General features: G+C 70.5%; 13 protein-coding genes. 2 read left to right on the top strand and 11 right to left on the bottom strand.

The genetic code is table 11. The annotated features are described in order from the left end of the window. Positions 1-142: 142 nt before the first annotated feature. Positions 143-508: a HesB/IscA family protein gene (locus tag ACSBPH_RS16960; protein WP_141882611.1), complete on the bottom strand. Its 366-nt coding sequence runs from the start codon at positions 506-508 to the stop codon at positions 143-145. 112 nt (positions 509-620) lie between these two features. Further along, positions 621-2,015: a dipeptidase gene (locus ACSBPH_RS16955; protein WP_442575479.1), complete on the bottom strand. Its 1,395-nt coding sequence runs from the start codon at positions 2,013-2,015 to the stop codon at positions 621-623. A gap of 48 nt (positions 2,016-2,063) precedes the next feature. Here ACSBPH_RS16955 and ACSBPH_RS16950 point away from each other — a divergent pair, with 48 nt between their 5' ends. Next, a complete protein-coding gene (locus ACSBPH_RS16950; RefSeq protein WP_442575478.1) occupies positions 2,064-2,642 on the top strand; it encodes a DUF3043 domain-containing protein in 579 nt (192 codons plus the stop codon). An 82-nt stretch (positions 2,643-2,724) separates the two neighbouring features. Here ACSBPH_RS16950 and ACSBPH_RS16945 read toward each other — a convergent pair whose 3' ends face one another. The 5 genes from ACSBPH_RS16945 to dnaE all read right to left on the bottom strand — a co-directional run bounded on the left by ACSBPH_RS16945 (position 2,725) and on the right by dnaE (position 10,323). Then, a complete protein-coding gene (locus ACSBPH_RS16945) occupies positions 2,725-3,750 on the bottom strand; it encodes a quinone-dependent dihydroorotate dehydrogenase (RefSeq protein WP_442575477.1) in 1,026 nt (341 codons plus the stop codon). A gap of 46 nt (positions 3,751-3,796) precedes the next feature. Next, positions 3,797-4,270, bottom strand: coding sequence for a transcriptional regulator NrdR (gene nrdR, locus ACSBPH_RS16940; RefSeq protein WP_442575476.1), 474 nt, complete (start codon positions 4,268-4,270; stop codon positions 3,797-3,799). Positions 4,271-4,282: 12 nt separating this feature from the next. Next, entirely contained in the window at positions 4,283-5,620 is a 1,338-nt protein-coding gene (gene hisD / locus ACSBPH_RS16935) for a histidinol dehydrogenase (RefSeq protein ID WP_442575475.1), read from the bottom strand. A gap of 47 nt (positions 5,621-5,667) precedes the next feature. Next, a complete protein-coding gene (locus ACSBPH_RS16930) occupies positions 5,668-6,744 on the bottom strand; it encodes a hypothetical protein (RefSeq protein WP_442575474.1) in 1,077 nt (358 codons plus the stop codon). 108 nt (positions 6,745-6,852) lie between these two features. Next, positions 6,853-10,323, bottom strand: a complete 3,471-nt coding sequence (dnaE, locus tag ACSBPH_RS16925) for a DNA polymerase III subunit alpha (RefSeq protein WP_442577333.1) — start codon at positions 10,321-10,323, stop codon at positions 6,853-6,855. A gap of 98 nt (positions 10,324-10,421) precedes the next feature. Here dnaE and ACSBPH_RS16920 point away from each other — a divergent pair, with 98 nt between their 5' ends. Further along, positions 10,422-10,898, top strand: a complete 477-nt coding sequence (locus ACSBPH_RS16920; RefSeq protein ID WP_442575473.1) for an NUDIX hydrolase — start codon at positions 10,422-10,424, stop codon at positions 10,896-10,898. Between the two features lie 41 nt (positions 10,899-10,939). On the opposite strand, the gene ACSBPH_RS16915 is transcribed toward ACSBPH_RS16920, so the two are convergent. From ACSBPH_RS16915 to ACSBPH_RS16900, 4 genes are all read right to left on the bottom strand, one after another. Beyond that, positions 10,940-11,860 carry an RluA family pseudouridine synthase gene (locus ACSBPH_RS16915; protein WP_442575472.1) on the bottom strand — a complete coding sequence of 307 codons (921 nt, stop codon included), beginning with the start codon at positions 11,858-11,860 and terminating at the stop codon, positions 10,940-10,942. Between the two features lie 11 nt (positions 11,861-11,871). Next, the gene (lspA, locus tag ACSBPH_RS16910; protein WP_442575471.1) at positions 11,872-12,543 is read right to left on the bottom strand and encodes a signal peptidase II; all 672 of its coding nucleotides are present in this window, start codon (positions 12,541-12,543) and stop codon (positions 11,872-11,874) included. 8 nt (positions 12,544-12,551) lie between these two features. Next, positions 12,552-13,139 (bottom strand): DivIVA domain-containing protein, encoded by a 588-nt coding sequence (locus ACSBPH_RS16905; protein WP_442575470.1) that lies wholly within the window; start codon positions 13,137-13,139, stop codon positions 12,552-12,554. 148 nt (positions 13,140-13,287) lie between these two features. Beyond that, complete coding sequence (locus ACSBPH_RS16900) at positions 13,288-13,587, bottom strand: YggT family protein (protein ID WP_442575469.1); 300 nt, start codon at positions 13,585-13,587, stop codon at positions 13,288-13,290.

The raw sequence follows: 13,587 nt of genomic DNA, 5'->3' as shown, positions 1-13,587 counted from the left end.
AACCTCTCACTCGATTCAGGCCAATCGCCCAGCGCTCCCGCGAGGAAATCGCGGAAATCCGGGGCGCGGGCGGGTACGCCGAAACGCCCCGTTCCGCCAGGCGGAAGGGGCGTTCGGACGAGACCTGCGCGGTCGCGGCAGGTCAGTGGAAGCTGTCGCCGCAGGCGCAGCTGCCCGCCGCGTTGGGGTTGTCGATCGTGAAGCCCTGCTCCGAGATCGTGTCCTTGAAGTCGATCGACGCGCCGTCGAGGTACGGGACGCTCATGTCGTCGACGATGACCTCGACGCCGCCGAAATCGACGGCCTTGTCGCCCTCGAGGAACCGCTCGTCGAAGTACAGCTGGTAGATCAGGCCGCTGCAGCCGCCGGGCTGGACGGCGACGCGCAGACGCAGGTCGTCGCGACCCTCCTGCTCGAGCAGGCTCTTCACCTTCGCGGAAGCCGCGTCGGTGAGCAGCACGCCGTGGGCGGGCGCGATCTGGTCGGTCGACAGTGCCGTGTCGGTCATGGCTCTCCTCGGAGTCCGGCACGCGCGGGAGGCGCGTGCTGTGCGGATGCCTCGATTCTACGACGGCGGGATGCGAGAGGGCTCTGCGACTCCCACGCAGCGGCGCCTCGTCTCAGACGGTGCGCGCGTCGAGCTTCTCGAGCAGGAGCGCCTCGGCCACGAGCGCGTTGCGGAACGTGTCGAGGTGCAGCGACTCGTTCGGGCTGTGCGCGCGGGCGTGGGGGTCTTCGACCCCCGTCACGAGGATCTGCGCGCCGGGGAACTCGCGGACGAGGTCGGCGATGAACGGGATCGACCCGCCCACGCCCATGTCGACCGGCTCCACGCCGTATGCGACCTCGAGAGCCTCACGGGCATCCGCGACGGCCCAGCCGCTCGTGTCGACGAGGAAGGGGTCGCCGTAGTCCTGCGCCGAGAACTCCAGCTCGGCGCCGAAGGGCGCGTGGGCGCGCAGGTGCGACTCGATCGCGGCATACGCCGCGCGGGCGTCCTGGCCGGGCGCGATGCGGGCGCTGATCACGACGCTCACCTCGGGCGAGAGCGTGTTCGAGGCGTTCACGACGCTCGGCGCGTCGATGCCCGTCACGGTGATCGAGGGCTTGTTCCAGATGCGGCTGAGGATAGTGCCGGTGCCGGCGGGGCTGACGCCGGCCGGCAGGCCGGCCTCGTCGCGGAGAGTCTCCTCGGAGTACTCCGGGGTCTCGGCATCCCGCTGCGTGAGCCCCTCCACCGCGACGGCGCCGGACTCGTCCCACAGCGTCGCCAGGAGCTTGACTGTGGCCATCATGGCGTCGGGCACGGCACCGCCGAACATGCCGGAGTGCGAGGCGTGCTCGAGGGTGCGCACGTGGAGCGTGAACCGCGTGTTCCCGCGGAGCGAGACGGTCAGGGCCGGGGTCTTGGAGTCCCAGTTGCCGGAATCGGCGACGACGATGACGTCGGCACGCAGCGCGTCGGCGTGGTCGGAGAGGAACTGCGCGAACGAGCGCGATCCGGCCTCCTCCTCGCCTTCGATGAACAGCGCGACGCCGAGGTCGAAGTCCTCGCCCACCGCCTCCTTGAGGGCGCGGAGCGCGCCGATGTGGGCCATGACGCCGGCCTTGTCGTCGGCGGCGCCGCGCCCATAGAGGCGGCCGCCGCGCACCGTCGGCTCGAACGGCGCCGACTCCCAAAGGGTCTCGTCACCCACCGGCTGCACGTCGTGGTGGGCGTAGAGGAGGATCGTCGGGCGGCCGTTGCGGGCGGCGCGGGTCGCGAGGACAGCGGGCATGCCGCGCTCGCCGGCGCCGGGGATCTCGGCATCCGCGATCCGCACGCTGTCGAAGACGCCCGTCGCCTCCGCGAGGGCCTTGACCGCCTCGGCGCTGCGCTGCACCTCGGCCGGATCGAATCCCGAGAAGGCGATCGAAGGGATGCGCACGAGGTTGCCCAGGTCGGCGAGAGCGGCGGGCACGGCGGCCGCCGCGGCTTCGCGGACGGCATCCTGGCGGTTCAGGTGAGAAGTCATGCGGGTAATCTTAAGCGCACACCTTCCCCGCACTTTCGAGGTACATCCGTGGCCAAGACTCCTGAAGCCCCCCTGAGCGACGCCCCTTCCGAGGGGACCTCGCTCAACGGCGCCCCCGCGGGCAAGGGACGTGCGACCCCCTCCCGCGCCGAGCAGGAGGCCGCTCGCAAGCGTCCCCTCGTGCCCGACACGAAGGAGGCCAAGGCGCGCGCCCGCGCCGAGCTCTCCCAGCAGCGCGACAAGGCCCGGGCCGGCATGGCCGCCGGCGACGAGCGCTACCTCACGGCGCGCGACAAGGGTCCGCAGCGCCGGTGGGTGCGCGACTGGGTCGACTCGGGCTGGCACCTCGGCGAAGCCGTGATGCCCGCCATGGTGCTCGTCATCGTCATGACGTTCATCCCGATCGTCGCGCTGCAGTACTACTCGTTCCTCGGGCTCTGGGTGTTCATCTTCCTCGTCATTGGCGACATGGTGCTCACCTCGATCCGCGTCAAGCGCCTCGCGAAGGCGAAGTGGGGCGACAAGGTCGAGAAGGGTCTCGGCTGGTACGCCGCCATGCGCTCGATCCAGATGCGCTTCCTGCGACTGCCCAAGCCGCAGGTCAAGCGCGGCCAGCGCCCCGCCTGACCGTTCGGTCGCGGAGACCGCGCCGGCGACGCACGCCGTGCCGGCCCTCCGACTCGCGCCCTCTGCCGAGACGCGGACGGGCTCAGCGCAGCGCGGCGAGCCCGCGGTTGATCTGGCGCGCCCAGAGCGGACCGCGGTAGAGGAACGCCGTGTATCCCTGCACGAGGGTGGCCCCGGCATCCAGTCGCTCCTTGACGTCGGCCGCCGTCTCGACGCCGCCGACGCTGATGACGCAGAAGCCCGCCGGAACGACGGCGCGGACGATCCGCAGCACCTCGAGGGCGCGCGCCCCGAGGGGTGCGCCGGAGAGGCCGCCCTCCCCCGCCGCGGCGACGACCGCGGAGTCGGTCTCGAGGCCCTCGCGCGAGATCGTCGTGTTCGCCGCGATGATGCCGGCCAGGTGCGTGTCGACCGCGAGCCGGGCGATCGCCTCGACCTCGTCGTCGGGCAGGTCGGGCGCGATCTTCACCAGGAGCGGCGTGAGGCCCGCGGCATCCCGGACCGCCTGAAGAAGCGGACGCAGCGTCTCGACCGCCTGCAGCCCGCGGAGTCCCGGGGTGTTGGGCGAGGAGACGTTGACGACGAGGTAGTCGGCGAGCGGCGCGAGCAGCCGCGCGCTCTTGACGTAGTCGGCGGTCGCGTCCGCGACGTCGACGACTCGGCTCTTGCCGATGTTGACGCCGAGAACGCCGCGGTGGCGACGGCGGCGCAGACGGCGAAGGCGGGATGCCGCGGCCTGCGCTCCCCTGTTGTTGAAGCCCATGCGATTGACGACGGCGCGATCGGGGATGAGGCGGAAGAGCCGGGGACGCGGGTTGCCGTCCTGCGGGATCGCCGTGAGCGTGCCGACCTCGACGTGCCCGAAGCCGAGCGCGAAGAGGCCCGCCGCGCCGCGGACGTCCTTGTCGAAGCCCGCGGCCACGCCGAAGGGCGAGTCGAAATCCCGGCCGAGCGCGCGCGTGCGCAGCTCGGGAGCGGGATGCGTGAACGCGCGTGCGGCCCAGGAGAACGGCGGGACGCCGAGGACGCGGATGACGGCCATCGCGGCGTGGTGGGCCGTCTCGGGGTCCATGCGAGCGAGGACGGTCCGGAAGAAGAGGGGATACATCCGCTCCAGGCTACCGACCCGCGGCGCGGGGTTCTGTCGCGAGCGGTCAGGCCTCGGGCGAGCGGGGCGCGTCGGCGTGGTCGGCGCGCAGCTGCTCGATCGCGGATTCGAAGTCCTCGAGCGAGTCGAAGGCCTGATAGACGCTCGCGAAGCGCAGGTAGGCGACCTCGTCGAGGTCGCGGAGCGGCCCGAGGATCGCCAGCCCGATCTCGTTGGCATCGAGCTGCGAGGCGCCCGTCTGGCGCAGCGTCTCTTCGACGGTCTGCGCGAGCATCGCGAGGTCGGCCTCGGTAACGGGCCGCCCCTGACACGCCTTTCGCACGCCCGAGATGACCTTCTCGCGGCTGAACGGCTCGATCACGCCGGAGCGCTTGATGACGTTGAGGCTCGCGGTCTCGATCGTCGAGAAGCGGCCGCCGCATTCCGGGCACTGACGACGGCGACGGATGCTGAGTCCGTCGTCGCTCGTACGCGAATCGATGACGCGCGAGTCGGGATGGCGGCAGAAAGGGCAGTGCATGGCTCCGACAGACTACGCGACGCCGGTGGCGGCGGCGCCGATCGCGTCCGCGTCCTCGAAGCGGGCCTCGACGGCCTCGCCGTGCGCGGGGAGGTGCTCGGAGTCGGCGAGGGCGACGATGTCGCGGCGCACCTCGGCGAGAGCCGCGCGGTCGTACTCGATGACCTGCTGGGGCCGGAGGAACGTCGAGGCGGAGAGGCCGGACGAGTACCGGGCCTGGCCGCCGGTCGGGAGGACGTGGTTGCTCCCGGCGAGGTAGTCGCCGAGGCTCACGGGCGAGTCGGGGCCGACGAAGACCGCGCCGGCGTGGACGAACTCCTCCGGACGGGGATCGGCGAGGTGCAGTTCGAGGTGCTCGGGGGCGTAGGCGTTGCTGAACGCCGTCGCGGCGGCGATGTCGTCGACGAGGACGATGGCCGACTGGGGTCCGCGCAGCGCCGCGGCGACGCGCTCGGCGTGCCGGGTGCGGGCCGCGCGGCCGGCGGTGTGGGCCGCGACCGCGTCGGCGAGCTTCGCGGAGTCGGTCACGAGGACCGCGGCGGCCTGCTCGTCGTGCTCGGCCTGACTGATGAGGTCGGCCGCGACGAGGATCGGGTCGGCCGAGTCGTCGGCGACGATGAGGATCTCGGTCGCGCCGGCCTCGGCATCCGTCCCCACCAGCCCTGCGACGGCGCGCTTGGCGGCCGCGACGAAGTTGTTGCCGGGACCGGTGACGACGTCGACCGGCTCGAGGCCGATCGAGGCGACGCCGTGCGCGAAGGCGCCGATCGCGCCGGCGCCGCCCATCGCGTAGACCTCTTCGACGCCGAGGAGCTTGGCGGCGGCGAGGATGACGGGGTGCACGCGGCCGCCGAACTCGCGCTGCGGGGGCGAGGCGAGGGCGATCTCGGTCACGCCGGCGACCTGCGCGGGGACGACGTTCATGACGACGCTCGACGGGTAGACGGCCTTGCCGCCGGGGACGTAGACGCCGACGCGGCGCACCGGCTGCCACCGCTGCGACACGCGGGCTCCGGGCGCGAGCTCCGTCACGACGGGCGCGGGGATCTGCGCCTGCGACGCACGGCGGACGCGTTCGATCGCGTGCTCGAGGGCTGCGCGCACCGTCGGGTCGAGGCCCGCGAGAGCTTCGTCGAGGTGGTCGACGGGAACGCGGATGTCGTGGCCTTCGACACCGTCGAAGCGCTCGGCCTGCTCGCGCAGGGCCGTCTCGCCTCGGGCCGCGACGTCGCGCACGATCGTCGCCGCCGTCGTCAGCGCTTCGTCGCGCGCTGCCGTGGCACGCGGGACGATCGCGACGAGTTCGGTGGAAGTGAGCGTGCGGCCGCGGAGATCGATCGTGCGGAGCATTCGTTCACGATATCGCGCCCGGCTGGGCGCCCCGTGCGTGTGTCGGGTCAGCCGCGCGTGATGTCGCTCACGTCGTGGAGATAGCCGATGCGGCCGTCCTCATGGCGCATGACGAAGACGTCGCCGCGATCCTCGATGACGAGCGCCCAGGCGGTCGGGCCGATGGTCCAGTGCGGCACGCCGGCCTCGTCGACGACGAGGCGCTCCTCGGGAGCGAGCGCCCAGAAGGCCTGGTGGCGGGCCGACTCGGCGGCAGGTGTCGAGTACGCGGCGGTGCGCTCCGCGGTGTGGTCGGCCGCGGGGTCGAAGCTGTTCTCGGCGTTGTGCCCCGCGTTGTGCTCGGCGTGGTGGTCCACGGGCTGGGCGTCGGTGCCGTAGTGGCCCACGGGGACGGTGAGCGCACCCTGGTCGTCGCTCCAGGCCTGGTCGCCGGCGGGCGCGGCGCCGTAGGCCGATCCGTACGGCGAGCCATACGGATTCGCGGTGTCGACCGGCGCTCCCATGGCTCCGTAGGGCACGACCGCGTCGTGCGGGGCGGCGGGGCGGGGCGGGCGCGGCGGCCTCGGAGCGATCGGCCGGAGCGGGCGCGCGTTGCGATGCGCGACGATCTCGGGGCGCAGGCGGAAGTCCTCGCCGAGGACCGGGAGGAAGGGGGCGAACACCGTCAGGACGACGCCCGCGAGCATCAGCACGCCCTCGACCCAGATGACCCAGGAGCGGGCCCAGACGCCGTTGTCGATCGCGAAGGCGACCGTCTCCCAGATGTACGTGATCCAGACCACCGTCGAGACGGAGAAGGCGACCGAGGCGAACTGGTCGATGCCCAGCGAGCCGACACAGCGAATCCCCTGCGGCGAAAGGCGGCGCAGCCCGATGAGGAACACCGCGACGGTCGGAAGGCCGATCGTCAGGATCCACCACAGGCCGGAGGTCCACACCGAGTCGAATCGGACGGTGCTGATGGAGAAGAAGGAGACGATGAAGGCGACGAGCCACACGCCGCCGAGCGCGACCTCACGGATCGAGAAGGGCCCCACGCCATACTGCACGGGCGCCTCGCCCGCCTCTGCCACGGCGGGTGCGTCCTCGAAGGTGTCGTTGTCGTCCAGATGCTCGTCGGCCACGATTTTCCCTCCCGCGCGCCCAGCCCGAGCGCGACCCCCCGATACTACCCGCGCGCCGTGAGGGGACGATGAGGAACGCGCGGGGCGGAGGGTGCGCCGGCAGGCGTCTCAGCCGAGGCAGGAGGGACCGAGGAGCCCCTTCAGCTCGCCGTAGAGGTCGGCGGTCACCTGCACCGGCAGCGGCACGTCGAACACCTTGGCGATCGAGCCCTTGTGCAGGCGCAGCGTCACTTCGGTGTCGCCGCGGTGGCGCGTGAGCACCTCGGCGAGCTCCCCCACGAGCGTCTCGGTCGCGCGGTGCTCGGGCAGCATGAGCACGAGGGGGCCCGAGGCATCCACCGATCCGAGATCCGGTGCGAAGGCGGACTGCGCGTGCAGGTTCAACCCGTCGTCGCGCCGCGAGACGCGCCCGCGCACCACGAGGATCGAGTCGGCCTGCAGCATCGACTGGAACTCGGTGTACGTCTTGCCCATGAACATGACGGTCACCTCGCCGTCGAAGTCCTCGACCGTGATCATGCCGTACGGGTTGCCGCTCGACTTCGCGACCCGATGCTGCACGCTGGTGACCAGGCCCGCGACGGTGACCTGCTCGCCGTCCTCGATCGTCTCGGACGCCAGGAGGTCGTGGATGCTCAGCGACGCGTGCTTGGCGAGGGGGATCTCGAGCCCGGCCAGCGGGTGGTCGGAGACGTAGAGGCCGAGCATCTCGCGCTCGAACGCGAGCTTGTCCTTCTTCGTCCACTCGGGCCGCGGTGGGACCTTGGCCGGCGCGACCTCTTCGGTGGCGTCGTACAGGCTGTCGAAGTCGAACCCGATCGCTCCCTGCGCCTCGTTGCGCTTGCGGTCGACCGCCGCCTCGGTCGCGTCTTCGTGGATCTCCAGCAGCGCACGGCGCGTGTCGCCCATGGAGTCGAAGGCGCCGGCCTTGATGAGCGATTCGAGCGTGCGCTTGTTCGCGACGTGGATCGGGACCTTGTCGAGGAAGTCGTGGAACGACGTGAACTTCTTCTCTTTGCGCGCCTCGATGATGCCCTCGACGACGTTCGCACCGACGTTGCGGACGGCGCCGAGGCCGAAGCGGATGTCTTCGCCGACGGCGGCGAAGTAGCGGATGGACTCCCCCACGTCGGGCGGCAGAACCTTGATGCCCATCCGGCGGCACTCGTTGAGGTAGACCGCCATCTTGTCTTTCGAGTCGCCGACGCTCGTGAGGAGGGCGGCCATGTACTCGGCCGGGTAGTGGGCCTTCAGGTACGCCGTCCAGTACGACACGAGGCCGTACGCGGCCGAGTGCGCCTTGTTGAAGGCGTAGTCGGAGAAGGGCAGCAGGATGTCCCACAGCGCCTGGATGGCCGCGTCGCCGAAGCCGCGCTCCTTCATGCCGCCGGAGAAGCCCTCGTACTGCTTGTCGAGCTCGGACTTCTTCTTCTTGCCCATCGCCCGGCGGAGGATGTCTGCTTGACCGAGCGAGAAGCCGGCGACCTTCTGCGCGATCGCCATGACCTGCTCCTGATAGATGATCAGGCCGTAGCTGATGTCGAGGATGTCTCTCAGCGGCTCCTCGAGCTCGGGGTGGATCGGGGTGACCTCCTGCTGGCCGTTCTTGCGCAGCGCGTAGTTGATGTGCGAGTTGGCGCCCATCGGACCCGGGCGGTACAGCGCGATGACGGCCGAGACGTCTTCGAAGTTGTCGGGCTTCATGAGCCGCAGGAGGGACCGCATCGGCCCGCCGTCGAGCTGGAAGACGCCGAGGGTGTCGCCGCGGGTCAGCAGGTCGTACGCCGCGCGGTCGTCGAGGGCGAGGTGCTCGAGATCGAGCTCCTCGCCCCGGTTGGCGCGGATGTTGTCGAGCGCGTCGGAGATGATCGTGAGGTTGCGCAGCCCCAGGAAGTCCATCTTGATGAGGCCGAGGGCCTCGCAGGATGGATAGTCGAACTGCGTGACGATCTGGCCGTCCTGCTCGCGGCGCATGATCGGGATGATGTCGAGCAGGGGCTCGCTCGACATGATGACGCCCGCGGCGTGCACGCCCCACTGGCGCTTGAGGCCTTCGAGGCCGAGTGCGCGATCGAAGACCGTCTTCGCCTCGGGGTCGGTGTCGATGAGCGCCCGGAACTCGCTCGCCTCCTTGTAGCGAGGATCTTTCGTGTCGTACATGCCGCTGAGCGCCATGTCTTTGCCCATCACGGCAGGCGGCATCGCCTTGGTGAGACGCTCGCCCATGCTGAAGGGGAACCCGAGCACGCGCCCGGCGTCTTTCAGCGCCTGCTTCGACTTGATCGTGCCGTAGGTCACGATCTGCGCGACCCGCTCGGAGCCGTACTTCTCGGTGACGTACTCGATCACCTCGCCGCGGCGGCGGTCGTCGAAGTCGACGTCGAAGTCGGGCATCGAGACGCGGTCCGGGTTGAGGAAGCGCTCGAAGATGAGGCCGTGCTCGAGCGGGTCGAGGTCGGTGATGCGCATCGCGTACGCGACCATCGAGCCCGCACCAGATCCGCGGCCCGGACCCACGCGGATGCCGTTGTCTTTGGCCCAGTTGATGAAGTCGGCGACGACGAGGAAGTAGCCGGGGAAGCCCATCTGCAGGATGATGCCGGTCTCGTACTCGGCCTGCTTGCGCACCCGGTCGGGGATGCCGTCGGGGTACCGGTAGTGCAGCCCCTGCTCGACCTCCTTGACGAGCCAGCTGTCTTCGGTCTCACCGTCGGGGACGGGGAAGCGCGGCATGTAGTTCGCGCTGGTGTTGAACTCGACTTCGCACCGCTCGGCGATGAGCAGCGTGTTGTCGCACGCCTCGGGGTGGTCGCGGAAGATCTGGCGCATCTCCTGCGCCGTCTTGATGTAGTAGCCGTCGCCGTCGAACTTGAAGCGGTTGGGGTCATCGAGCGTCGAACCGGACTGCACGCACAGCAGCGCCGCGTGCGCGTCGGCCTCGTGCTGGTGCGTGTAATGCGAGTCGTTGGTCGCGACGAGCGGGATGCCGAGGTCTTTCGAGATGCGGACGAGGTCGGTCATGACGCGCCGCTCGATCGACAGGCCGTGGTCCATGATCTCGGCGAAGTAGTTCTCTTTGCCGAAGATGTCCTGGAACTCCGCCGCTGCGGCACGCGCGGCGTCGTACTGCCCGAGGCGCAGGCGCGTCTGCACTTCGCCGGACGGGCACCCGGTCGTCGCGATCAGGCCCTTGCCGTAGGTCTCGAGCAGCTCGCGGTCCATGCGCGGCTTGAAATAGTAGCCCTCGATGCTCGACAGCGAGCTGAGCCGGAAGAGGTTGTGCATGCCCTCCGTGCTGTGGCTCCACATCGTCATGTGCGTGTAGGCGCCCGAGCCCGAGACGTCGTCGCTCTTCTGCTCGGGCGTGCCCCACGCGACGCGGGACTTGTCGCTGCGGTGCGTACCCGGCGTGACGTACGCCTCGAGGCCGATGATGGGCTTCACACCCGCGGCCTTGGCCGCGTTGTAGAACTCGAACGCCGCGAAGGTGTTGCCGTGGTCGGTCACCGCGATCGCCGGCATGCCGTATTCGGCGGCCGCCTGGGTCATCGCGCCGATCTTGGCCGCACCGTCGAGCATCGAGTACTCGCTGTGCACGTGCAGATGTACGAAGGAGTCGGATGCCACGTCCCGAGTCTACGAAGGCCCGACGACACTCCCGCCGCTATCGTGGCCGAATGCCCACACCCGAGTTCATCCTCACGTTGAGGGAGAAGATCGGCCACGACCCGATCCCCCTCGTCGGCGTCACGGCCGTCGTCGTGCACGAGGGGCGCGTCCTCCTCGGCCGCCGCAGCGACAACGGCACGCTGACGCCCGTCACCGGCATCGTCGATCCCGGCGAGGAGCCCGCCGACGCGGCGGTGCGGGAGACGTGGGAGGAGGCCGGGGTGCAGGCTCGGGCCGTCCGGCTGGTGCTCGCCCACCAGATCCCCCGCGTCACCTACGGGAACGGCGACCAGGCCGACTACCTCGACCTGACGTTCCTGTGCGAATGGGTGTCGGGCGAGCCGTATCCGGCCGACGGAGAGATGACGGAGGTCGGCTGGTACGACCTCGACGACCTGCCCGAACTCGAGCTCCCCGACATGACGGCGCGCATCGCGGCCGCGGTCTCGGGTGCCGCCGAAGCGCGGTTCCACGGCGGCCGCTGACCCGACAGCCGCCCACTGTCCCGGCCTCGGCATCCTGCCCGTCAGTCGCCCCGCAGCACCGCCAGCGCGTGCGCGAGATCGGCCGGGTACTCGGAGGTGAAGGTCACCCAGTCCCCCGTGCGGGGATGCGCGAACGACAGCTGGTGCGCGTGCAGCCACTGGCGGGTGAGGCCGAGGCGCGCCGACAGCGTGGGGTCGGCGCCGTAGAGGGGGTCGCCGACGCACGGATGCCGGTGGGCGGCCATGTGGACGCGGATCTGGTGCGTGCGCCCCGTCTCGAGGTGGATCTCCAGGAGCGAGGCGCCGGGGAAAGCCTCGAGCGTCTCGTAGTGCGTGACGGAGTCCTTGCCCGCCGGCGTGACGGCGAACTTCCACGAGTGGGTGGGGTGGCGACCGATGGGCGCGTCGATGGTTCCGGCGAGCGGGTCCGGATGCCCCTGCACGACCGCGTGATAGATCTTCTCGACCTCGCGCTGCTTGAAGGCGCGCTTGAGGGCCGTGTAGGCGCTCTCGGTCTTCGCGACGACCATGAGGCCGCTCGTGCCGACGTCCAGGCGATGCACGATCCCCTGGCGCTCGGCCGCGCCCGTCGTGGCCACGCGGAAACCGCCCGCCGCGAGGGCGCCGAGGACCGTCGGCCCCTCCCACCCGACGGAGGGGTGCGCCGCGACGCCGGCGGGCTTGTCGACGACGACGATGTCATCGTCGTCGTACACGATGCCCAGGCCCGGCACCTCGACGGGGACGATCTCGGGCTCGCGGCGCGCCTCCCACTGCACCTCGAGCCACGCTCCCCCGCGCAGCTTGTCGGACTTCGCGAGGCTGCGGCCGTCCATGCTCACGCCGCCCGCCTCGGCGACCTCCGCAGCGAAGGTGCGCGAGAAGCCGAGCATCTTGGCCAGCGCGGCATCGACGCGCACGCCGTCGAGCCCGTCGGGCACAGGGAGGCTGCGGGAATCCACGGCAGGTCCCCTCAGTCCTTGGCGGTGCCGGATGCCTCGGGCCCGGCGCCCGCGGAAGGCTCGGCGCCCGCAGAGGGCGCCGCCTCGACGCGAGGCTCAGCCGCGGCATCCGTCGCATCCGCACCATCCGTCGCCTGCGCATCGCTCTCATCGTCGTCCTCCGACGACTTGGCAGGACGCGTGCCGTCGAGGTGCGGGCCGACGAGGACGAGCAGGGCGACGGCGATCATCATCGACACGATGAAGATGTCTGCGACGTTGTAGATCGCGGGCATCATCCACGGGGTGTTGATGAAGTCCACGACGTGGCCGACGGGGAAGCCGGGCTCGCGGAGCAGGCGGTCGGTGAGGTTGCCGAGGACGCCGCCGAGCAGGAGGCCCAGGGCGACGGCCCACAGGCGCGAGCGGATGCGCGTCGCGGCGAGCCAGACGATGGCGACCGCGACGACCGCGAGAGCGATCGTGAAGATCCACGTGACGCCCTCGCCGAGCGAGAACGCCGCGCCGGGGTTGCGGATCAGGTAGAAGATCAGGAAGTCCCCGATGACGTGAACCGGCTGCTCAGGCGGCAGGTTCTCGATCGCGAGGTACTTGGTGAACTGGTCGGCGGCCAGCACCGTCGCCGCGAGGATCGCGATGATGGTGCCGGCCGCCGCCTGACGAAGGGGGGCTCGGCCTGTCAAAGGCCGGCCTAGAGGCCGATGGCCGAGACCGGCGTCGCACCCGAGGTGTTCGCCGATGCGTCGAGGTCACGCAGGTGGCCCTCGATGTACGTGCGCAGCTGCTGGCGGTAGTCGCGCTCGAACTGGCGGAGCTCGGTGATGCGGGCCTCGAGCGTCGTGCGCTCGCGCTCGAGACGGGCCATCTCGTCGCGACCCTTGGCCTCGGCCTCGGCGACGATCGATGCGGCCTGCGCCTGCGCGTCGGCGATGAGCTGGTCGCGCTTGGCCTGGCCCTCGGCGACGTGCTCGTCGTGGAGACGCTGCGCGAGCTCGATGATGCCCGCGCTGGCGGCGGCACCGCCGGTGGCCTCGGCGGCGGGAGCCGGCGTGGGGGCGGGAACGGGCGTCGGGGCGGGGGCCTCGGCGGCGGGAGCCGGCGCCTGGCCGGACTCGTAGGCAGCCAGCTTGGCCTTCAGCTCGTCGTTCTCGGCGATGGTCTTGCGCCACTCGACGACGATCTCGTCCAGGAAGTCGTCGACCTCGTCGGGGTCGAAGCCCTCCTTGAAGCGGACGTGCTGGAACTGCTTGGTGACGACGTCATCGGGGGTCAATGCCATTGTGATTCCTCTTTCGAGCGCTCAGGTCGCCGGCGTGTGGGGGCGGTTCCGCCCCGGGTCGGGCGCACCGTCCCAGGAAAGCATAGTCGCCGCTCTCCGCAGTCGCACGAAGCGCCCGGCTCGAGCCGCACTCCGCGCACGCGGAACGTCAGCTGGCGAGCGAGCGCGTGACCGAGAGCAGCACGAAGCAGAGCAGCATCGTCAGCGCGAAGCCGAAGTCGATGGCGACCTGGCCGACGCGCAGCGGCGGGATGAAGCGGCGGAAGAGCTTCAACGGAGGGTCGGTCACGGTGTAGACGACCTCCGCTGCCACCAGTCCCGCCCCCTTCGGGCGCCACTCCCTGTTGAAGAACGGGATCCAGTCCAGGACGAGCCGGATGAGCAGGAAGAGGATGAAGATCAGCAGGAGCGCATTGAGGACCGCCGCGATGACGCGGATGACGTCCAC

The sequence above is a fragment of the Microbacterium sp. F51-2R genome (assembly GCF_052180235.1).
Taxonomy (GTDB): domain Bacteria; phylum Actinomycetota; class Actinomycetes; order Actinomycetales; family Microbacteriaceae; genus Microbacterium.
Note: the sequence above shows the minus strand (reverse complement) of the source record. Positions and strands in the feature narration are given on the sequence as shown.